Raw genomic sequence first — 20143 nt, forward strand, 5'->3', positions numbered from 1 at the left:
GTAGAGGAATTTACTCCATCGAAGGGACGGCCCTGACGAGAGCACGTTGTGTCCGCAGATCTTGTGATACAAGTTTGGAACGGGCTTATTCCCAGAAGTGATCTAGATAAGGGCAAGTGCGACCAGAGGCGGGGGTCGGGTGGGTTTCAAGGCAGCCAAGAAGGTCGCGAAGCGGGCGGCGGAAGTGATCCTGCTCAACCTGCCCATCACCGTGCTGCTCGCGGTGTCGGTCTCGGCCCTCCCGCTGGCCGCGAATTCCACGTCGGGCGCGCCCCGCGCCGCGCTCATGGTCGCGCTCCTGGTCTGCGCGGGACTCGCGGGTGCCTCGATATGGCTGCGCAGTTCGCATTCCGGTACCTACAAGGATATTGCCGAACGACTCGCCCGCACGCTGTCCGGGGGAGGCCTGCCCGTGATCGTGGCCCTCGGCCTCCTGGCCAGCAAGACCGATAGCGGTCAGGCGCAGGTCGCCCAGCGCGATCTGGTGCACCATGTCCTCGTCGCCGCGAAACGGACCAGCAGCCACGCGAAGGAGTCGAGCCAGACCAGAACCGCCTTCTACCAATTGAAGAAGGACGACGGTCTCCTGCATTTGATCAATGCCGAGTGGGGCGGCGCCGCCCCCCGCCGGACGATGGGAGACCAGGGTGAGCACGATGGCGATCTCCTGCAGTTCACGCTGAACCCGTTGCGAGGCAAACGCGTAGATGACCTGAGAAAGCAAGAATCATTTCTGGACGTGCTGGAGATGGGGTCATTGCAGTACCGGAGCTGCATCGCCGTGGCCGTTGGGATTCGCGATGTCAACGAGGTCGCCGGGCTGCTCGTCGCCGTCTCCCCCGAACCCAAGGCGTTCGCGGAAACCGATCTGGAGGCGCTTCGCCTGCTCGCGGGAATTCTGGCGGCGGCTCTGGCGCACGTGCACAGTCTGTGAGAGTCTGATAACGGCGGGTGTGCGCCCGAAAGGACGATCGATGACCGGTAGAGATCAGGAAGGGGCGGGATCAGTGACCAGCGACGAAATGGTCGAGCGAGCCGAACGCGTCGCCGAGAACCAGCTCGACGCCGACGAGTACTACGAAGACGTCGAGCGGCGCGCGGTCCTCCTGGTCGAGTCCGAGGCCAAGCGCAGGCGCGCGCCCAAACCCCCCCGGCACGGCAGCTGAGCCCCGTCGGGGCGGGTTCGGGCGGGCGGTGCGGCCCGGGTCAGGCCTGGCGTTCGAAGACGGCGGCGAGCCCCTGGCCGCCGCCGATGCACATGGTCTCCAGGCCGTAGCGCGCTTCCCGGCGGTCCATCTCGCGCAGCAGCGTGGCCAGGATCCGCGCCCCGGTGGCGCCGACGGGGTGGCCGAGCGAGATCCCGGAGCCGTTGACGTTGAGCCGGTCGAAGTCGGACTCGGCGAACTTCCACTCGCGGGTGCAGGCGAGCACCTGGGCGGCGAAGGCCTCGTTCAGCTCGACGAGGTCGATGTCCGCCAGGCGCAGGTCGGCGCGGCGCAGGGCGCGTTCGGTCGCGGGCACCGGGCCGATGCCCATCGTGCGGGGCGGCACCCCGGCCACGGCCCACGACACCAGCCGCGCCAGCGGGCGCAGGCCGAGTTCCTCGGCGCGTTCGCGGGTCGTGACCAAGCACGCCGCCGCGCCGTCGTTCTGGCCGCTGGCGTTGCCCGCCGTCACCGTGGCCTCGGCGTCGGCGTTCCGCATCACCGGCCGGAGCGCGGCGAGCCGTTCCAGGGTCGTGTCCGCCCGGGGGTGCTCGTCGCGGTCCACGACGACATCGCCCTTCCTGCCGCGGACGGTGACCGGGACCATCTCGTCGTCGAACCGTCCCGCGTCGGCGGCGGCGACGGCCCGCTGGTGCGACCGGAGGGCCAGCCGGTCCTGCTCCTCGCGCGGGATCGTGTACTCGCGGCGGAGGTTCTCGGCGGTCTCCACCATCCCGCCCGGGACGGGGTGGTTCGCTCCCCCGGCCGTCACGCGCGCGCGGGCGAGCCGGTCGTGGAGCCGCACGTCCGGGCCCTTGGCGCCCCAGCGGACGTCGGTCGCGTAGAACTCGGTCTGGCTCATGCTCTCGACCCCGCCCGCGACCACGACGTCGGCGCCGCCCGTCTGCACCAGCATGGCGGCGCTGATCACCGCCTGCAGCCCGGATCCGCACCGGCGGTCCACCTGGAGGCCCGGCACGCTGACCGGCAGGCCGGCGTCCAGCCCGGCGACACGGCCGATGGCCGGCGCCTCGCCGCTCGGGTTGCAGTGCCCGAGTACCACGTCGTCGACGTCGTCGCCCGGCACGCCGGTGCGGTCGAGCAGCGCGCGGATCACCGTGGCGGCCAGGTCGGCCGCCGGGACCGAGCGGAGCGCTCCCCCGAACCGGCCGACCGGGGTCCGCAGCGGCTCGCAGATCACCGTTTCACGCACAATCTTCTCCTTCACGGGCGAATGGCACGTCGAGGCGGCGGGCGAGGTCGTCCGCGCCGATGCCGAAGGTCTCCACCAGCCTGACCTCCGGCGGGCCGATGTGGAAGACGGCGTGGCGCGTGTAGACGCGGCTCACGCACGAGCGTCCGGTCAGCGGATAGGTGCAGGCCGGGACGAGCTTCGGGCTGCCGTCCCTGGCGAACAGGTCCATCATCACGTACACGGACTTCGCGCCGATGGCCAGGTCCATCGCGCCGCCCACGGCGGGGATCGCGTCGGGCGCGCCGGTGTGCCAGTTGGCCAGGTCGCCGTTGGCGGCCACCTGGAAGGCGCCCAGGATGCACACGTCGAGGTGCCCGCCGCGCATCATCGCGAAGGAGTCGGCGTGGTGGAAGTACGCGGCGCCGGGCAGCTCGGTGACCGGGATCTTGCCCGCGTTGGTCAGGTCCAGGTCGATGTCGGCGCCGTCGGCCTCGGGACCCATGCCGAGCATGCCGTTCTCGGTGTGCAGGACGATCCCGGCGGCGGGGTCGAGGAACTTCGCGACCGTCGTCGGAAGGCCGATCCCGAGGTTGACGTAGGCGCCGTCCGGGATCTCGCGGGCGACGAGGGCGGCGAGCTCCGTCCGGTCGAGGGGGCCGCGGCCCAGGTGCTCGGCGACCGTCATGCCGGCACCTCGGCGGCCCGCCGCGCGACCACGACGCGGTCCACGTGGATCGAAGGGGTCACGACCGCCTCCGGGTCCAGCGCCCCGACGGGGACGACCTCCCCGACCTCGGCCACGGTGAGCGCGGCGGCCGTGGCCATGACCGGCCCGAAGTTGCGCGCGGTCTTGCGGTAGACGAGGTTGCCCATCCGGTCCGCCCGGTGGGCGCGGATCAGCGCGACATCGCCGCGGATGGGGTGTTCGAGGACGTGCTCGCGGCCGTCGATCATCCGGGTCTCCTTTCCCTCCGCCAGGAGGGTGCCGGCGCCGGTCGGCGTGTAGAACGCGCCGATGCCGGCCCCGGCGGCGCGCATCCGCTCGGCGAGGTTGCCCTGCGGCACCACCTCCAGCTCGATCCGTCCGGCGCGGTACAGCTCGTCGAAGACGAACGAGTCGTGCTGCCGGGGGGAACGAGCAGATGATCCTGCGGACCTGCCCGGTGGCGAGCAGCCCGGCGAGCCCGGTGGTGCCGTTCCCGGCGTTGTTGCTGACCACCGTCAGGTCGCGGGCACCGCCGCGCCGGAGCGCGTCGATCAGCGCGACGGGCAGGCCGGCGCGCCCGAACCCGCCGATCAGCACGGTGGAGCCGTCGGCCACCCCGCGGACGGCCGCGTCCGGGTCGGCGGCGATTTCCAGCCGGTCGTTCACCGTCGTCGTTCCTCCTGCCGCGTGCTCTACTTGATCGCCATGGCGTTGGGCGGCGAGCCGACGCCGCCGACGAGGTTCAAGGGCTTGGCGGTGAGCATGAACTCGTAGGTCCGGTCGGCGCGGCAGTCCTCGGCCAGCGCCTCCAGGTTCCACAGCTCGCCGAGAAAGAGGCCGAGCAGCGCGATGAGCGGGCGGTGCATCATCCCGTTGTGGACGACGCCGCGTTCGGGCCGCGGCTCGTCCGGGTCGACCAGGCCCGAGTCCGGGTTGACCGGATGGGCCTCCACGCCCAGGTCGTCCGAGGCGACCATCGCGAAGCGGTGGTCCCAGAGCCACGCGATCATCTCCTTCGACTGGATGAGCCCGGGGTGCCGGATCCTCTTCTTGAAGGCCTGCCGGTCCTCCTCGCCGACCTCGTCCAGCCAGTACGAGGCCCAGCCGACCCGCAGCAGGAGCACGTCGCCCGGCCGGAACTCCACCCCCTGGGCCGCGGCCACCTCGTCCAGGTCCTCCGGGGTGATCATGTAGTTGCCGGCCAGGTCGAGCGGGGTGCCGCGTTCGGCGAAGTGCCGGGCCACGTCGAGCAGGACGCCCCGGGCGACGATCCCGCGCTCCGCGACCGTCTGGATGCCGAGGGCCGGCGTCTCCTCGCCGATCTCCTCGTCGGGCACGCCCCCGTAGAAGCCGTGGCGCGGGTGGCGGATGTGCCGCAGCCCGTCGATCTGGGACGTCGACTGCAGGTAGAACGAGTCCAGCCAGTCGTCCCGGTGGTTCGGGTTGTTGGCGAAGATGTGGTGCACGGTCGCCGGCCTGGTCCCGGCCGGTGCCGGGACGAAGGTGTTCAGCGGGTAGTCGAGGTTGAACACCTCACCGCGGCGGACCAGCCCGACCGCGTCCCTCACCTGCCCCGGGCCGAGGAAGTTGAGCGTGCCGAGCTGGTCGTTCTCGCCGAAGATCCCCCAGGACGAGCCGGGCGGCGCGTCCTGCCGTTCGAGCAGTTCCTTGTAGGTCGGGATGCCGTCCTGTGGACTCATCCGAGCGCTCTCCTCTCCGTCCCCGGTCTCGTTCCGCCGCCCAGTTCGGGCAGCACGGCGGTTCCGACCAGCCGCAGCGTCCGCCCGGCCACCTCGGGCGGCGTCCCGTGCGGCGCGACCCTCAGCTGGACGGACGTGACGCCCGTCGACGCGTACCGCCGGAGCGCCGCCGCGACGTCGGCCGGGGACCCGACCAGCGGGAACTCGGGCGTCACCGGCCCGTCGGGCCCCATCCACGCGCGCCGGGCGGTGTAGTAGTTCAGGACGGACGCGAAGTACCGGTCCGCCATCTCCCGCGCCTGCTCCGCGTCCTCGGCCACCAGGCACAGGCGGGTGACCGCCACCTCGCCGCCTGCTCCGCCGCGGGCGTCCCAGTACTCGGCGGCGCGCGCCGCCAGGAGTTCGTCGCCGTAGTTGGTGGCCGCGTAGTAGCCGTCGCCGAGGGTCGCGGCCCGGGCCGCCGCCGCGCGGGTGCGCCCGCCGAGGAACATCGGCGGGCCTCCCGGCCGCGCGGGCGGCGGCGCGACCGGCACGGCGCCCGTCCCCGCCGGTCCCGGTCGAGGCCGACCAGGTCTCGCGCAGCGCGGCGACCAGGGCGGCGAACCACTCGCCCGGGCTCCGGCCGTCCGTGCCGCCGCCGAGCCGCTCCGCCAGGTCGGCGTTGCCGAGGGCGAGGCCGAGGGTGAACCGGCCGGTGCAGAGCTGGTCGAGCAGCGCCGCCTCGTAGGCCAGCCGCCGCGGCTCGTACGCGCGGGCCAGCAGCACCGCCGTGCCGAGCGGCAGGTCCGTGCGCCCGGCGAGATGCGCGAGCACGATCAGCGCGGCCGGCAGGTGGAACGGCTCGGGCCGGACGTGGTAGCTCTCGCCCAGCCAGGCCGACGACAGCCCGTTCGCCTCGGCCGTCTCCAGCAGCCGCGCGGCGCGATCGACCTGGGGACGCGTCGCCGCGGCCGAGCCCAGGTCGATCGCCACCCCGAGCCTCATGCGCCCCCCATGTCAGGCCGCCTTCTTCGCGGCGGCGCGAACCTCGTCGTAGGAGAAGGCGTTGATCTTCGCGATCAGGTCGTCGGTGTAGATGTCGGTGGCCGGGAACTCCTTGTCGATCAGCCCGGCGGTGGTCATGAACTTGACGGTGCCGGTGACGGCGGCGGGGTCCATCCGGCCCCAGGGGCCCTTCTCGCCCTCGGCGATGTTCATGCCGTCGAGCCGGACCTTCAGGACCTTGACCTGGCCGGCCAGCAGCTGGTCCTCCGGGACCGAGGACGACCCCTTCGTCTCGGGGTGCAGCTTCCAGAGGTCGCCCACCGCGGCCTCGGGACTGGCCTGCGCGAACACCGCGCCCTTGGCGAACGCCCTGCCCAGCCGGACGAGCAGGTCCTCCTTCTTCTTCAGGTTCTCCTTCTTCACCGCGAAACCGCCGCCGAACAGGTTCTCGGTGCCGGGCACTGGCAGCGGCTTCAGCTTCACGCCCGCGTTCTCGACGATCTGGTACTGGGTGTCCCAGAGCGCCAGGGCGTCGACCTTGCCGCTCTTGATCGCGTTGAGCTGCTCGGCGCCGGCGCCGATCGGGACGAGCTTGACCGATTCCGGATCGAGGCCCTGCATCTTCATCGCCGTGCGGGCGAACGTCCCGCCGGAGCTGGCCACGGCGGTGACACCGACGCGCTTGTCCTTGAGGTCGGCCACCGAGGTGATCGGGGAGTCCTGCGGGATCTTGAGGGTGTAGATCCAGCGCGTCCAGTACTGCGCGAAGTACGTCAGATCGGTGTTCCTGGCCTGCCCGATCGCGACGGGTTCCGGCGTCACCAGCCCGACGTCGATCTGGCCGGAGACCACCTGCTGGGCGGCCTGGGTACCGGACGGGAACAGCTGCACGTCGACGTCCAGGTTCTCCTGGGCGAAGAAGCCCCTGGCCTCGGAGACGGCGAGGGTGGCGAATCCGGCGTTCCAGCTCGGCGTGCTGATGCCGAGCCGGATTCGGTCACGGCCGTCGGCCGACTTGCCGCCGGACGAGCCGCCGCATCCGGCGAGCGCGAGCGCGGCCGCGACCAGCGCCGCGATCGGCGCCAGCCGGGCATATCCGTTGGTTTTCACGAGGTCCCCCTAGCTGTGGACTGCTCGGATGGGGTGGGGAGGGAGGCGGGGGGAACTGCACACCGTTCAGCGGGCGCGACCGTTCACTTCGCGTCCTTCGCCGCCGCGCGGATCTCGGCGAAGGAGAACTTGTTGATCTCGGGGATGAGGTCGTTGGTGAAGATGTCCGTCGCCGGGAAGGTCTTCTTGATCAGCCCGGCCTGCTGCATGAAGGACACCGTGGCGGCGACGTTCTTCTCGTCCATCTCGCCCCAGCGGTCGTGACCGGGCTCGACGCCCTGGCCGTCCATGCGGACCTGGAGTACCTTGACCTGCCCGTCCAGCACGGCGTCCTCGGACGTGGACGCCGGGCCCTTGGCCTCGGGGTGCAGCGTCCACAGGTCGCGGACGGCGGCGCGCGGGTTCGCCTGGGCGAACACCATGGCCTTGGCCATGGCCCGGCCGAAGCGGACCAGGTCGTCCCGCCGCTTCTCGACGACGTCGTCCTTGACCGCGAAGCCGCCGCCGAACAGGCCCTCCGTCGAGGCGACCGGCAGCGGGGTGAGGCCGATGCCGGCGTTGCGCACGATCTGGTACTGGGTGTCCCAGAGGCCGAGCGCGTCGACCTTGCCGGTCTTGATCGCGTTGATCTGCTCCGATCCCCCGCCGATCGGGATGAACTTGACCGTGCCGGCGTCCAGCCCCTCCATCTTCATGGCGGTCCGGACGAACGTGGTGCCCGAGCTCGCCACGGCGGTGACGCCGACGCGCTTGCCGGGCAGATCCCGGATGCCGCGGACGCTCGACCCGGCGGGGACCTGGATATTGGAGATCCACTTGGGGTAGTAGCCGGCGAAGTAGACGAGCCTGGTGCCCTTCTCCCGCCCGATGCCGACCGGTTCCGCGGTCATCAGGCCGATGTCGGTCTGGCCCGCGATGACCTGCTGGGCGACCTGGGTACCGGAGGCGAACGTCGAGATCCGGACGTCCACCTTCTCCGCGGCGAAGTACTTGCGCGCCTCGGCGACGGCCAGCGTCGCGAACCCGGAGTTCCAGGTCGGGGTGGCGATCGCCAGCTTGAGCACGGTCCGGCCGTCGGCCGTGGTCTCCGGCTCGGACGACCCGCACGAGACGGCGGTGGTCGCCGCCAGGATGACCGCGGCCATCCCGGCCAAGGGCTTGAGTCTCATGTCCCGTCCTTCCGTCAGGAGGGGGTGGTGTGGTCGTCGGGGTTCAGTCGTCCAGGCCCAGCAGGTACGCGGGGTTGACGCAGGTGATCTGCCGCAGGGCCGCCTCGCCGAGCCCGAGGTCGAGCAGCGCCGACCCGACCCGGATGAAGGCGTCGACGGGCAGCGGCCGGTTCGCCTGGCCGAGGTCGGAGGCGAGGACGGTGCGCTCGGGCCCGATCGTCTCGATCCAGGTGAGCAGGGTCTTCGGGTCCCACTTGCGGTAGCCCTCGGGGTCGTACATGCCGACCTCGTGCTCGACGTAGGCCCCGCCGCGCACGAGGTCCAGGCACTGCTCGGGCTCGGCGCCGATGACGAAGTTCGGATGGTTGATGACCATGCGGTTGACCCCGCGGTTCCTGCCCTCCTCGAAGAGCTGGGCGATGGTCTCCGGCGGGAGGTGGCCGCCGCTGAGCATCGTGTCGGTCTCGGCGATGAGGTCGAGGACCTCGTGGACCTCGGGGATGAGGCCGCCGGCGTCGTCGAGGACGTCCACCCGCGCGGACGGGACGTCGACGGTCGCGGTCGGGAACCCGCCGCCCTCCGGATGGCACTCGATGTGCCGTCCGGAGGAGAAGGTCGGGAACCAGACGGCCTTCCCGCCCATGCGCAGGCACATCGCCACGGCGAACGGGTTGATGCCGCCGACCTGGCTGTTGAGCGCGATCCCCCCGAACACCCGCGTCGAGCTCCTGGCGAGCCTGTCGCCCATCGCGAGCAGGTCCATCACCGTGTTGTGGTGGTGCGACTTGACCAGGATCGCCCGCATCTCCAGCCGTTCGCCGTCGGCGGCGGCGTCCGCATGGTCGAAGCGCCGGGGAAACGGGTTCGGCCCCGAATGGCAGTGCAGGTCGATCGCTCCGCGCAACACGGTGGTGATCGCGCTGGGTCCGGGCATCGGCAACCTCCTCGATGTTCGCGATGCACACTAACTGCCCACTTTGTGAACGTCAACGGTCGACCTGCGAATTCGCGTCCGCCCCCGACCGCGCGCCGTCTCTTCTCATCCAAGAGGGGCCGAGGCCTCGGTTTCAGCACGCACGCTTGAGCGGAACGCGATCGATCCAGCGACCGGAAGGACGGCCTCGCCGCACTCTTGCGTGAGGCAGGTCACTTTGCTACTCTCCCGGGCCATACATAATGTGAACATCAAGTGCGGATGTTGACCGAAGCGCCGAGCGCGTGGCCAAGGGGGAAGTGCATGGCGGAGCAGGGCCAGTCCGACATCCAGGCCGTGAGCCGGATGGCCCAGATACTGCGCCTGTTCGGGCCCGACGCGCCGGAGCTGTCGGTGTCGGAGGCGACCGAGCGGCTCCAGCTCAACCGGACCACGGTGCACCGGTATCTGACGTCGATGACCGCGGCCGGCCTGCTCGACCGCGGCAGCCGGCCGGCGAGCTACACCCCGGGCGGGCTGATCGTCCAGCTCGGCGCCTTCGCCATCGGGCAGCGGCGCATCATCCAGCTCGCCCCCGACTACCTGCGGGAGCTGACCGAGCAGACGGGCGTCACGTCCGTGCTGTCGCTGTGGGGGCCGTCCGGCCCGGTGGTGTCGCTCGTCGAGGAGGACGTCGTGCACGGGACGATCGTCACGGTGCGCGTCGGCTCGCAGCTGCCCCTCGTCACCGCGCAGGCCGTCGCGTTCCTCGCCTACCTGCCCGACCAGCTCCAGGTCGACCGGCTGCTGGCGTCCCTGCCGGTGGCCCAGCGCGCCGGGCTGATCGACCGGATCGCCACCACCCGCGAGATCGGGCTGAGCATCTATCCGGCCAACCGCCGCGGCATCAGCGTCATCGCGGCGCCGGTGTTCGCCGACTCGGGGGTCTGCGCCACGATCGCGGCGATCGGCACCGACCGGATGCTGCCCTCGGCCCCCGACGCCCGGGCGCCCCTCGCCGTCCGGGAGACCGCCGTGACCCTGACCAAGGAGATGGGCGGAGCGTGGCCCGTCTCCGACAGCGAACCGAGCGACTAGCCCGAGCGATTAGGACGACAGCATGCCCACCCCATCGCACCCGCCGACCGTCACCGACGTCGCCGTCGAACTCCACAACGTCTCCATGCGCTACCGCGCCAAGCGCGGCCGGACCGTCCTGGCGCTGGACGATGTGAGCCTGTCCGTCCCCGAGGGGCAGTTCGTCTCGATCGTCGGCCCGAGCGGCTGCGGCAAGAGCACCCTGCTCAAGATCGTCATGGGCCTCACCCGGCAGACCGAGGGCGAGGTGTCCTTCGGATCCGCCCGCAGCCACGAGAACCTGCTGGGGATGGTCTTCCAGCAGCCGCTGCTGCTGCCGTGGCGCACCGTCGCGAAGAACATGATGATCTCCCACGACGTCGGGCCCAAGCGGCCCCGCGCCGACCTCGACAAGCGCGTGGCCGACCAGCTGGACATGCTGGGCCTGCGCGACTTCGCCGACCAGTACCCGACCGAGCTGTCCGGCGGCATGCAGCAGCGCGTCGGCATCGGCCGCGCCCTCCTGCACGACCCCCGGATCCTGCTGATGGACGAGCCGTTCGGCGCCCTGGACGCGATGACCCGCGACCAGATGGGCCTCGACCTGCTCGACATCTGGGAGCGGGACCGCAAGACCGTCCTGTTCGTCACCCACAGCATCCCGGAGGCCGTGCTCCTGTCGGACCGGGTCGTCGTCATGACCCCGCGGCCCGGCCGCATCGCCGAGGTCATCGACGTCGGCCTGGCCCGTCCCCGGCGCCTGGAGGACATCAACACACCGGAGTTCGGCGACATCGCCTCCCGCATCCGCATCCTGCTCAACTCCGAGCACAGCGCTCACTAGGGGTGATCATGAAACACGGCAACACGCGGGCGGCCGAACGGGTCCCGTCCGGCACCAAGGCGGACGACGGCGCGAACCGCGCACCCCTGCGCCGCACGGCGGCCGGGCAGGCGCCCCGGCGCCAGGTCCCCGGATTCGTGCTCAGCTGGGGGCTGTTCCTCATCCTCATCGGCCTGTGGCAGTTCGTCGTCCGGGCCTTCGACGTGTCGATCGTGCTCGTGCCGGCCCCGTCCGACGTCGTGCGCTCGCTCATCGACGGCCTGGAGAGCGGCTTCCTGCTGGAGCACATGTGGGTCACGCTGAAGGAGATCCTGATCGGCTTCGGCCTCGCCATCGGCCTGGCGCTGGTGTCGGCGGCGCTGATCACCCAGTTCCGGATCGTCGACAAGGCGTTCCTGCCGATCCTCGTGCTGATCCAGACCATTCCCAAGGTCGCCATGGCGCCGCTGCTGCTGATGTGGTTCGGCATCGGGATGACGTCCAAGGTCCTGACGATCGCGCTGATCGCCTACTTCCCCCTGCTCGTCAACTCCATCCTTGGGCTGCGCTCGGCCGAGCCCGAGCAGATCGAGATGCTGCGGTCGTTCGGCGCCGGCGAGTTCCAGATCCTGCGCCGGCTGCGGCTGCCCTCGGCGCTGCCGCACATCTTCGCGGGGCTCGACGTCGCGGTGATCCTCTCGGTCACCGGCGCCATCGTCGCCGAGTTCGTCGGCGCCACCGCGGGACTCGGCTACACGATCCAGGCCACCAACTTCAACATGGACGTGGCCAGGACGTTCGCCGTGGTGGTGCTGCTGTCGGTCATCGGCATGAGCCTGCACGCGGTCGTCGTCACGGCCAACCGCTGGCTGGTGTTCTGGGCGCCGTCCAGGAAGGAACACGCCCGCGACCTCTGACCTCCCGGCCCCCTCCCCCGCTGAGACTCCCGGCCGGGGTCGATGCGAGCATTGCTCCATTGGAGCGGCGCGTCGAGCATCGGAGGCATCGATGCGGGTGATCTCGGAGGAGCGCCTCGGCGCCGTCCTGGCGGACCTGCCGGGACGGCCCAGGGTGGTGGCCGGCGGCAACTTCGCCACCCCGCGGCGGATCCTGTCGATCCTGGACGGGGCACTCCCCGAGTACCGGCTCTTCATGCTGAACGCCCAGGGCGACCTGCCGGACCGCGACGGGGTGGTGCTGGAGACCCCGTTCGTCGGAGCCGGGATGCGCGGCCGGAGCAACCTGCGCTACTTCCCGTCGCGGCTGTCCCTGGTCCCGAACCTCCTGCGCGACTCGCTGCCGCCGGAGGTGGTGGTGGTACAGACGTCCGTCCCCTCGGACGGCACGGTCTCGCTCGGCATCGAGGTGAACATCCTGCCCGCCGCCATCGAGGCCGTGCGGGCCCGCGGCGGGCTCGTGGTCGCCCAGCTGAACCCGCGGATGCCCTACACCTACGGGGACGCCGTCCTCACCACCGACGAGATCGACTACGCCGTCGAGAGCGACGAGCCGCTCGCCGTCCCCGCGACGCGCCCGCCCGGCGAGGTCGCGACCGAGATCGGGCGGCGGGTCGCGCGGCTGGTCCCCGAGCACGCGACGCTGCAACTCGGCATCGGCGGCATCCCCGACGCCGTGCTGGCCTCCCTCCTGGACCGGCGCGGCCTCGGGGTGTGGTCGGAGATGTTCAGCGACGGCGTCCTGTCCCTGGAGAAGGCCGGGGCGCTCGACACCGCCACCCCCATCACCGCCTCGTTCGCCTTCGGCACCCGCGAACTCTACGACTGGGCCGACCGCAACGAGCGCGTCCGGATGCTGCGCACGGAGAAGACCAACGACCCCAGCCTGATCGCCCGGCGGCCCCGGCTGATCTCGGTGAACTCCGCCCTCCAGGTCGACCTGTACGCCCAGGCCAACGCCAGCCGGGTCCGCGGCGTCATCTACTCGGGCTTCGGCGGCCAGACCGACTTCGTCGTCGGCGCCCTGCACTCCCCCGGCGGGCACGCGATCATCGCGCTCCCGTCCTGGCATCCGCGCGCCGACGTCTCCACCGTCATCCCGAGGCTGGCCGGGCCGGTCACCTCGTTCCAGCACAGCTACATCGTCAGCGAGCAGGGCACCGCCACCGTCTGGGGACGGGACGCCGCGTCCCAGGCCCAGCAGATCGTGGACGAGGTCGCCCACCCCTCCGCCCGCGACGGCCTCCGCGAGGAAGGCCGCCGGCTGGGCTTCCCCCTCCGGTGACGTCCCGGTGAACGGCCTGGCCCTCTCGCTCGTCCTCGTCGCGGCCGTGGTGCACGCGATCTGGAACTTCTCCGCGAAGCGGGTCGGACGGGGCGGAGCGGAGTTCGTCTTCCTCTACTACACCGTCTCGGCCCTCGTGTTCGCGCCGGCGGCGGCGGTCTTCCTGATGGCCGAGCCGCAGCGCCCTAATTGGACGTGGCTGCTCGCCGCGCTGGTCACCGCGGCCCTGCACGTGGCGTACGGGGTCGTGCTGCAGCGCGGGTACGCCACCGGCGACCTGTCGGTGGTGTACCCGCTGGCCAGGGGCACCGGGCCGCTGCTGTCGGTGCTGGTCGCGGTCCTCTTCCTCGGTGAGCGCCCCGGCCGGCCCGGCCTGGTCGGCGCACTGCTGGTGATCGCCGGTGTGCTGGTGGTCAGCACCGGCGCGCCCGCGGCGGACGACGCCTCGCCCGCACGGCGCCGTGCGGGTGTCTTCTACGGCGTGCTGACCGGGTTCACGATCGCGGGCTACACGCTCTGGGACGCGCACTCCGTCACGACCCTGGCGGTCCCGCCGCTGGTCTACTTCGGCTCCGGGGCGCTCGCCCAGAGCCTGCTCCTCGCGCCGTACGCGCTGCGCAACCGGGCGCGGACCACCGGGCTGTGGCGGGACCACCGCCGCCAGGTGCTGACCATCGGCCTGCTGTCGCCGGTGGCCTACCTGCTCGTGCTCTTCGCGCTCCAGATCGCGCCGGTCAGCCTGGTCGCCCCCGCACGGGAGCTGAGCATCGTGCTCGGCGGGCTGGCGGCATGGCGCGTGCTGGGCGAGACCAACGCCGTCCGGCGCCTGGCGGGCTCCCTGGTGGTGCTCGCCGGGATCGCCGCCATCGCGATGGCCTGACCCGCCGCCGCCCGCACGGCGGCGGGCCTCCGCCGTCAGGTCACCAGGTCGGCCATCGCCGCGGTGTGCCTGCCGCGCCGCAGCGTCCCGACCGCCACCCCGGCCGCGAAGACGGCGAACGGCAGGGCGACCAGGAACCACCCCAGCGCCGACAGCCCCCACGACTGGGTCGCGGGGTCGACGCCCTCGGCCGCGGTCCCGGCCAGCAGGCCGAAGCGGGACACCAGGAGGTACATCCCGAGGGCTAGGCCGGCGATGGCGGCGACGGGCGCGACCAGGGTGCTCCACAGCCGCCCGGCGCCGTCCCGCCGGAAGTAGGCGATCACGGCGATGGACACGAGGATCTCCACCAGCACGATGGCGAGCACCGCCAAGGCGCTGAACCAGGTGAACAGATGCACCACCGGATCGCGGCCGGTGACCCGGAACAGGACGATGACGACCAGCGACGTCGCCGCGACCGCGGCGGTGCCGACCACCGGCGCGCCGCGCCCGTTGACCCGGCCGAGGGCGGCGGGCAGCACCCCGGCGCGCGCCATCGAGAAGACGTAGCGCGCCGCGCTGTTCTGGAACGCGAGCAGGCCCGCGAAGAGGCTGGACAGGACCAGCCAGCTCATCGTCGTCGCCAGCCAGCCGCCGACGTACTCCTCCGCGACCGAGAACAGGACGGCCGCGGGGTTGGCCAGCGGGGTCCCGTCCACGGACGAGATCTGGGCGGTGCGGTCCCCGACCGCGTCGCTGCCGAGGCCGCTGACCACCGCCCAGGAGGTGAACGCGAACAGCAGCGCGATCAGGGAGACGGCGATGTAGGTGGCGCGGGGCACGCTGCGCTTGGGGTCGCGGGTCTCCTCGCCGTAGATGGCGGTCGCCTCGAAGCCGATGTACGACGCGAAGGCGAAGGTGAGCGCGATGCCCGCCGAGCCCGCGAAGCCGCCGGCGAAGACGTTGCCCGGCGAGAACGACGCTCCCGGCGCCAGGCCGTCCGGCCCTCCGCCCTGGAGGAGGACGGCCACCGCGACGGTCGCGAGCGACAGCACCTCAAGGATCATCAGCAGGCCCAGGACCTTGGCTCCGATGTCCACGCTGAGCGCGGACAGGCCGAGCACCAGGGCCCAGGCGATGAGCGCCCACACCCACCAGGCCAGCGTGATGCCGAACTCGGCGTCCATCTGGCCGGCCATGACGGCGCCGAAGAACCCGAAGACCGCGAGCTGGACCGCCACGTAGGCGAGCAGGGAGACGAAGGCCGAGCCCACCCCGGGGACGACGCCGAGCCCTCGTCCGACGTAGGCGAAGAAGGCGCCCGTGTTGGTCACCCGGTGGCTCATCGCCGAGTACCCGACGCTGAAGACCAGCAGGACGATGCCCGCGGCGAGGTAGGCGCCGGGAACTCCCGCGCCGTTGCCGAGGACGATCGCGATGGGGACGGCGCCGGTCATGCCGACCAGCGGGGCGGCCGCGGCGACGACGAAGAAGACGATGCCCGCGACACCGAGCCTGTTGCGTGCGAGGCGGCTCTCGCTCTCGCCCGCCGGGGTGTGCCGCAGCCCCGTCCCGCCCTGATCGGTCATGCCTCTCACTGTCCTTTCCGCCGGCCGCGCACGGCCGTTCGCACTCCAAAGGCCATATGGGCCCAAACGATTTAGAGGAAGGATCGCCCGTCCGCGGCGGGGACCCGCCCGCCGCCCGCGCCGGGCGGTCAGGCGAGGGTGACGGTGACCGGCATCTCCTTGACGCCGTTGACGAAGTTGGAGCGCACCCGGCGGACCTCCCCCGCCGGCCGGATGTCGGCCAGTCTCGGAAGCAGCTCCTCGAACATGATGCGCATCTCCAGGCGCGCCAGGGCGTTGCCCAGGCAGAAGTGCGGACTGCCCTTGCCGAAGGTGACGTGGTCGTTGGGGCTGCGCGTGACGTCGAAGCGGTAGGGGTCGGCGAAGACGTCCTCGTCGCGGTTGCCGGAGGCGAACCACAGCACGACCTTGTCGCCCTCCCTGATCCGCTTCCCGCGCATCTCCACGTCGCGGGTGGCGGTGCGGCGGAAGTGGTAGACGGGCGAGGCCCAGCGCAGGAACTCCTCGACCGCGGTGGGCATCAGGTCGAGGTCCTCGCGCAGCCGCTCGGCCTCGGCCGGGTTCTCGATGAGCGCCCGCATGGAGTGGGTGATCGCGTGCCGCGTCGTCTCGTTGCCGGCCACCACGAGCAGCAGGAAGTAGTTGTCGAAGTCGCGGTCCGACAGCGGCTCGCCGTCGCCCGGAACCTGGTTGACCAGCCTGCTGACCAGGTCGGTGCCGGTGCCGCCGCGCCGGCGGCCGCCGAGCTCCCGGCCGTACTCGAAGACCTCCAGCGCGGCGGGGCTGCGGAAGGGCAGGTCGCGGTAGCGCTCGCTCTCCTCGCTGTGCAGCAGGACGTCGGCGTAGTCGGGGTCGGTGTTGGCGATGATCCGGTTGCCCCAGTCGATGAGCCGCCGGGTGTCGCCGTCCGGGACGTCCAGCATCCGGGCCAGCACGTTGATCGGGAAGTCGGCGGCGATCTCGCCGACGAAGTCGAAGGTGCCCTTCGGCAGCGCGGCGTCCAGCGTGCGGGCGGTCAGGCCGCGCAGGAACGTGGCGTACCCCGCGACCGCGCGGGGGGTGAACTCGCGCTGGAGCAGGCGCCGCAGCGCCATGTGCCGCGGCCCGTCGGTCTCCAGCATGGAGCGGCGGATGGCCGCCTGGCGCTCGTCGACCTCCTCCAGGTTCACGAACCGGGTGGAGGTGAAGGTGGCCGCGTCGCGGTCCACCGCCACGATGTCGGCGTGGCGGGTGACGGACCAGAAGCCGCTGCCGCCGTCGGTCTCGGGGTTCCAGTGCACGGGCTCGGTGCGGCGCAGCTCGTCGAACATCCGCCAGGGCGTCCGCCCGTCCAGGAAGTTGTCGACGTCGGCGAGGTCCACCGGGAGGGTGTCGGTTGGCAAGGCTGTCTCCTCACAGATGCCGGGCGTACTCGCGCAGCTCCCAGTCGGTGACGTGCCGCTGGAACCGGGCGATCTCGTCCCGCTTGTAGGCCAGATAGGAGCCGACGAACCGGTCGCCGAGCACGCCGGCGAGGTCCGCGTCGCCGGCCAGGGCGTCCAGCGCGGCCGTCAGGTCGCCGGGCAGCCGGGCCGCCTTGGCGGTGTCGTAGCCGTAGCCCTCCAGCGGCGGCGGCGCGGTCAGCTTGTCGCGGATGCCGAGGTAGGCGGCGGCCAGCAGGGCCGCGATGCCGAGGTAGGGGTTGGCGCCGGCGTCGCCGAGCCGCACCTCCAGGCGGGTCGCGCTGCCGCGTTCGGGAGGGACGCGGACCATGGCGCTGCGGTTGTCCAGCCCCCAGTCGATCAGCCAGGGAGCGAGCGTGTCGGGGCCGAAGCGCTTGTAGGAGTTGACCGTCGGGTTGAAGACCGCGGCGAGGGCGGGCGCGTGCGCGATGACGCCGGCGATCGCCTGGTGCGCGAGCGGGGACAGCCCGTCGGGACCGGCGTCCGGCCCGTCGAAGAGGTTGTGGCCGGTCTCGTCCGTGCAGGACAGGTGCACGTGGAATCCCGAGCCGCCGTCGTCGTTGAACGGCTTGGCCATGAACGTGGCCATCCGTCCCTCCGCGCGGGCGATCTCCTTGACGGCCGACTTCAGCCGGAAGGCCCGGTCGGCGGCGTCGAGCGCCCCGGAGTGGTCGAGGTTGATCTCGAACTGGCCGCTGGAGAACTCGTGGTTGCCCATCGTCACGCCGAGCCCGAGATCGCGCAGGTTCCGCAGCGCGCCCAGCAGATGCCCGCCGGGGTCGCTCCCCCGCCCCACGGTGTACACGTTGCCGGGGCCCCCGCCGTAGCGGCGCCACCCGGCGGGCGAGGCGGGGTCGGGCTCGCACAGGTAGTACTCCAGCTCGGGCCCGACGACGGGGACCAGCCCGAGTTCGGCGAGCCGGCCGATGGCGCGCCGCAGGACCTCGCGCGGCCCCTCGGCGCACGGTTCGGCGCCGTCCGGCTCGTAGGCCTCGCCCAGGCACTGCGCCACCCCGGGCTCCCACGGGATCGCGGCCAGCGTGGACAGGTCGGGCCGGACGCAGATGTCGGGCAGGCCCGCGTCGAGGCCCCCGGCGATGTCGACGACGTCGCCCTGGGGGCTGGTGTGGAAGACCGCGCGGCAGAAGGCCAGCCCGTGCTCCATGACGGACGGCAGCCGGTCGACGACGACGTCGCGGCCGCGGTCGACGCCGATCAGGTCCGGGTAGGAGACCCGGACGACGTCGATGCCGTCGGCCGTCAGCCGCTGCACCACGTCGTGGACGTCCGCGGAGTGCTGTCCGGGCACTGGGGCTCCCCTCGGGACGGCGGAACTTCGTTTGGGAGCAAACAATATGGTCGGCGTCCTGGTCTGACAAGGGTTAGCCGCGACTTGGGCAAACATTCGCCCGCGAGATGACAAAGCCGTCCGGACTCACATATCGTACGGACCCAAACGATCTGAGGGAGGGTGCCATGGCACCGGTGCGAGGCTTCCTGCATCCGAGGACGGCGACCGGCCGCTCGTCCCTGATCCCCGACCCGCCCTGGCACTACTCGGGCGACCTGCTCACCGTGGAGTACCGGACCGACCCGGCGCGCGTCGCGGAGCTGCTCCCCGACCCCCTCGAACCCGCCGCCGAGGACCCCGGGGCGGTCGCGATCATCTGGGCCGACTGGCAGTCCTGCTCGGAGTCGGCGGAGGAACTCCTGGACCCGGTGCGGGCCCAGTACAAGGAGTGCTTCGTCGTGGTGCGCTGCTCCTTCCAGGGGCGCACCTACAGCCGGTGCGTCTACATCTGGGTCGACAAGGACTTCGCCATCGCGCGGGGGCTCCACCAGGGTTATCCGAAGAAGCTCGGCTCGATCCACCAGACCCGTCCCCACCCGTACGGGCGGGCGGCGCCGCGCATCGGGGCGGGCGGCCGCTTCGGCGCGACCCTGGCCGCCGCGGACCGGCGGCTGGCCGAGGCCGTGGTCACCCTGCGCGAACCGTCCGCCGGCAACGGGTTCGTCAACGGCCACCCGATGGCCCATCACCGGTACCTGCCGTCGGTCGAGCCGGGCGGCCCGCCGGCGCTCGACGAGCTGATCGAGTCGGGCGGCGCCGGATTCGAGGGCGGGCCCGCCTGGTCGGGCGAGGCGGAGCTGCGGCTGTTCGGCTCGCCGGCCGAGGAGCTGGCCAGGCTGGAGGTCGGCGAGGTGATCGGCGCGTACTACCGCCAGGTCGGCGTCGTGTGGAACGGCGGCAGGCGCCTCTGGGACGGCACCGGCGGTCGATGACGCGCATCACGGCGGCCGTACGGGCGCGAACGATGGTGGCGGCGGTAGATTCGAGTTCGCCCCACCCGCCGGGGCCGGGGCTCCGCGCCCGGCGCCGGGGCCCGCGAGAGGACGCACGTGACCGGTCACCACACACTGCGCGAGACCGAGCAGGCCATCCAGCGGCGGCTCGGCGACGTTCCCCTGCGCCACGACGCGATGATGGCGGTCTCCAACATCTACCGGGCCGCCGCCGCGGTCCGGCAGCACTTCGAGAGCTCCGTGCTGCGCTCGGCCGACCTCACCTGGACGTCGTTCGTCGTGCTCTGGGTGGTGTGGATCTGGGAGGAGATGGAGACCCGGCACGTCGCGGAGGAGGCCGGCATCTCCAAGGGCACCCTCACCGGGGTGGTCAAGACGCTTGAGGGGCGCGGGCTGATGGAGCGCGGCCCGCACGACACCGACGGCCGCCTCGTCGTCCTCCGGCTCACCGACAAGGGCCGCGACCTGATGGACCACCTGTTCCCGCAGTTCAACGCCGAGGAGGCGTTCGTCGTCGAGGGGCTCGACCAGTCCCAGAACGCGTCGCTGGCGCACCTGCTCGGCACGATCGTCGAGCATCTGGAGAGCGAGGGCGAAGCCCGCCGGGCCGGTCTGCGCGATGGCGCCCCCCTGCCGCCCCGGCGCTCCGGCCGCCGCGCACGCACCTGACCCTCCCCGCAGGTCTGGACGACCCCGCCTCCTCGTTCGAGGCGGGGTCTTCGCGTTCCGGGTCGGTGACTCTTCTCCGCCGCCCTTGACAGATTGTTTGAGCCCGAACATTCTACATACCGTTTGGGACCGAACATCTTCGGGGCCGTGGGAG

General features: G+C 71.7%; 19 protein-coding genes and 2 pseudogenes. 9 read left to right on the plus strand and 12 right to left on the minus strand.

The genetic code is table 11. The annotated features are described in order from the left end of the window. The first annotated feature begins 139 nt into the window (after positions 1-139). The gene (locus tag K8Z49_RS08185) at positions 140-934 is read left to right on the plus strand and encodes a GAF domain-containing protein (RefSeq protein ID WP_143118844.1); all 795 of its coding nucleotides are present in this window, start codon (positions 140-142) and stop codon (positions 932-934) included. Between the two features lie 73 nt (positions 935-1007). Further along, on the plus strand, positions 1008-1166 hold the full coding sequence (locus K8Z49_RS08190) for a hypothetical protein (RefSeq protein ID WP_161791059.1): 159 nt from the start codon (positions 1008-1010) through the stop codon (positions 1164-1166). Between the two features lie 40 nt (positions 1167-1206). Here the strand turns inward: K8Z49_RS08190 and K8Z49_RS08195 are convergent, their stop codons facing one another. The 9 genes and pseudogenes from K8Z49_RS08195 to K8Z49_RS08235 all read right to left on the minus strand — a co-directional run bounded on the left by K8Z49_RS08195 (position 1207) and on the right by K8Z49_RS08235 (position 9003). Then, the gene (locus K8Z49_RS08195) at positions 1207-2418 is read right to left on the minus strand and encodes an acetyl-CoA C-acetyltransferase (RefSeq protein WP_021596954.1); all 1212 of its coding nucleotides are present in this window, start codon (positions 2416-2418) and stop codon (positions 1207-1209) included. Beyond that, positions 2411-3085, minus strand: coding sequence for a 3-oxoacid CoA-transferase subunit B (locus K8Z49_RS08200; protein WP_412517931.1), 675 nt, complete (start codon positions 3083-3085; stop codon positions 2411-2413). The genes K8Z49_RS08195 and K8Z49_RS08200 overlap by 8 nt, the downstream gene beginning before the upstream one ends. Continuing rightward, positions 3082-3772: pseudogene (locus K8Z49_RS08205) on the minus strand (3-oxoacid CoA-transferase subunit A). The gene K8Z49_RS08200 and the pseudogene K8Z49_RS08205 overlap by 4 nt, the downstream one beginning before the upstream one ends. Positions 3773-3798: 26 nt before the next feature. After that, complete coding sequence (locus K8Z49_RS08210; RefSeq protein WP_083598531.1) at positions 3799-4806, minus strand: cyclase family protein; 1008 nt, start codon at positions 4804-4806, stop codon at positions 3799-3801. Continuing rightward, on the minus strand, positions 4803-5339 hold the full coding sequence (locus tag K8Z49_RS08215; RefSeq protein WP_412521018.1) for an LLM class flavin-dependent oxidoreductase: 537 nt from the start codon (positions 5337-5339) through the stop codon (positions 4803-4805). The genes K8Z49_RS08210 and K8Z49_RS08215 overlap by 4 nt, the downstream gene beginning before the upstream one ends. Before the next feature lie 34 nt (positions 5340-5373). Beyond that, positions 5374-5790: pseudogene (locus K8Z49_RS08220) on the minus strand (LLM class flavin-dependent oxidoreductase); the annotation flags it as partial. A 12-nt stretch (positions 5791-5802) separates the two neighbouring features. Next, positions 5803-6900 carry an ABC transporter substrate-binding protein gene (locus K8Z49_RS08225; RefSeq protein ID WP_021595099.1) on the minus strand — a complete coding sequence of 366 codons (1098 nt, stop codon included), beginning with the start codon at positions 6898-6900 and terminating at the stop codon, positions 5803-5805. 83 nt (positions 6901-6983) lie between these two features. Next, positions 6984-8069 (minus strand): ABC transporter substrate-binding protein, encoded by a 1086-nt coding sequence (locus K8Z49_RS08230; RefSeq protein WP_412517932.1) that lies wholly within the window; start codon positions 8067-8069, stop codon positions 6984-6986. A 43-nt stretch (positions 8070-8112) separates the two neighbouring features. Then, entirely contained in the window at positions 8113-9003 is an 891-nt protein-coding gene (locus tag K8Z49_RS08235; RefSeq protein WP_021595097.1) for a DUF6282 family protein, read from the minus strand. Positions 9004-9306: 303 nt separating this feature from the next. Between K8Z49_RS08235 and K8Z49_RS08240 the strand changes: the two genes are divergently transcribed. The 5 genes from K8Z49_RS08240 (at position 9307) to K8Z49_RS08260 (ending at position 14003) form a co-directional block, all read left to right on the plus strand. Continuing rightward, positions 9307-10080 (plus strand): IclR family transcriptional regulator, encoded by a 774-nt coding sequence (locus tag K8Z49_RS08240; protein WP_075024761.1) that lies wholly within the window; start codon positions 9307-9309, stop codon positions 10078-10080. Between the two features lie 22 nt (positions 10081-10102). Then, on the plus strand, positions 10103-10903 hold the full coding sequence (locus K8Z49_RS08245; RefSeq protein ID WP_021595095.1) for an ABC transporter ATP-binding protein: 801 nt from the start codon (positions 10103-10105) through the stop codon (positions 10901-10903). 8 nt (positions 10904-10911) lie between these two features. Continuing rightward, a complete protein-coding gene (locus K8Z49_RS08250) occupies positions 10912-11799 on the plus strand; it encodes an ABC transporter permease (protein ID WP_021595094.1) in 888 nt (295 codons plus the stop codon). 91 nt (positions 11800-11890) lie between these two features. Beyond that, positions 11891-13123: an acetyl-CoA hydrolase/transferase family protein gene (locus K8Z49_RS08255; RefSeq protein WP_021595093.1), complete on the plus strand. Its 1233-nt coding sequence runs from the start codon at positions 11891-11893 to the stop codon at positions 13121-13123. Between the two features lie 7 nt (positions 13124-13130). After that, positions 13131-14003 (plus strand): DMT family transporter, encoded by an 873-nt coding sequence (locus K8Z49_RS08260; RefSeq protein ID WP_412517933.1) that lies wholly within the window; start codon positions 13131-13133, stop codon positions 14001-14003. A 35-nt stretch (positions 14004-14038) separates the two neighbouring features. Here K8Z49_RS08260 and K8Z49_RS08265 read toward each other — a convergent pair whose 3' ends face one another. The 3 genes from K8Z49_RS08265 to K8Z49_RS08275 all read right to left on the minus strand — a co-directional run bounded on the left by K8Z49_RS08265 (position 14039) and on the right by K8Z49_RS08275 (position 18325). Next, positions 14039-15574 carry an APC family permease gene (locus K8Z49_RS08265; RefSeq protein WP_021595091.1) on the minus strand — a complete coding sequence of 512 codons (1536 nt, stop codon included), beginning with the start codon at positions 15572-15574 and terminating at the stop codon, positions 14039-14041. Positions 15575-15702: 128 nt separating this feature from the next. Beyond that, the gene (locus tag K8Z49_RS08270) at positions 15703-16956 is read right to left on the minus strand and encodes a cytochrome P450 (protein ID WP_256255838.1); all 1254 of its coding nucleotides are present in this window, start codon (positions 16954-16956) and stop codon (positions 15703-15705) included. Positions 16957-16966: 10 nt separating this feature from the next. Beyond that, the gene (locus K8Z49_RS08275; RefSeq protein WP_412517934.1) at positions 16967-18325 is read right to left on the minus strand and encodes a glutamine synthetase family protein; all 1359 of its coding nucleotides are present in this window, start codon (positions 18323-18325) and stop codon (positions 16967-16969) included. A 167-nt stretch (positions 18326-18492) separates the two neighbouring features. Here K8Z49_RS08275 and K8Z49_RS08280 point away from each other — a divergent pair, with 167 nt between their 5' ends. Continuing rightward, entirely contained in the window at positions 18493-19299 is an 807-nt protein-coding gene (locus K8Z49_RS08280; RefSeq protein WP_412517935.1) for an acetoacetate decarboxylase family protein, read from the plus strand. Positions 19300-19416: 117 nt separating this feature from the next. After that, complete coding sequence (locus tag K8Z49_RS08285) at positions 19417-19989, plus strand: MarR family winged helix-turn-helix transcriptional regulator (RefSeq protein ID WP_021595087.1); 573 nt, start codon at positions 19417-19419, stop codon at positions 19987-19989. The last annotated feature ends 154 nt before the right edge of the window (positions 19990-20143 follow it).

The organism is Actinomadura madurae (assembly GCF_047130825.1).
In the GTDB taxonomy this organism is placed as follows: domain Bacteria; phylum Actinomycetota; class Actinomycetes; order Streptosporangiales; family Streptosporangiaceae; genus Spirillospora; species Spirillospora madurae.

Bases quoted from the DNA above. Each gene is read 5' to 3' on its own strand.
- K8Z49_RS08200 (WP_412517931.1), bottom strand. From the start codon at position 3,085: ATGACGGTCGCCGAGCACCTGGGCCGCGGCCCCCTCGACCGGACGGAG.
- K8Z49_RS08210 (WP_083598531.1), bottom strand. From the start codon at position 4,806: ATGAGTCCACAGGACGGCATCCCGACCTACAAGGAACTGCTCGAACGG.
- K8Z49_RS08230 (WP_412517932.1), bottom strand. From the start codon at position 8,069: ATGAGACTCAAGCCCTTGGCCGGGATGGCCGCGGTCATCCTGGCGGCG.
- K8Z49_RS08235 (WP_021595097.1), bottom strand. From the start codon at position 9,003: ATGCCCGGACCCAGCGCGATCACCACCGTGTTGCGCGGAGCGATCGAC.
- K8Z49_RS08240 (WP_075024761.1), top strand. From the start codon at position 9,307: ATGGCGGAGCAGGGCCAGTCCGACATCCAGGCCGTGAGCCGGATGGCC.
- K8Z49_RS08245 (WP_021595095.1), top strand. From the start codon at position 10,103: ATGCCCACCCCATCGCACCCGCCGACCGTCACCGACGTCGCCGTCGAA.
- K8Z49_RS08250 (WP_021595094.1), top strand. From the start codon at position 10,912: ATGAAACACGGCAACACGCGGGCGGCCGAACGGGTCCCGTCCGGCACC.
- K8Z49_RS08255 (WP_021595093.1), top strand. From the start codon at position 11,891: ATGCGGGTGATCTCGGAGGAGCGCCTCGGCGCCGTCCTGGCGGACCTG.
- K8Z49_RS08265 (WP_021595091.1), bottom strand. From the start codon at position 15,574: ATGACCGATCAGGGCGGGACGGGGCTGCGGCACACCCCGGCGGGCGAG.
- K8Z49_RS08280 (WP_412517935.1), top strand. From the start codon at position 18,493: ATGGCACCGGTGCGAGGCTTCCTGCATCCGAGGACGGCGACCGGCCGC.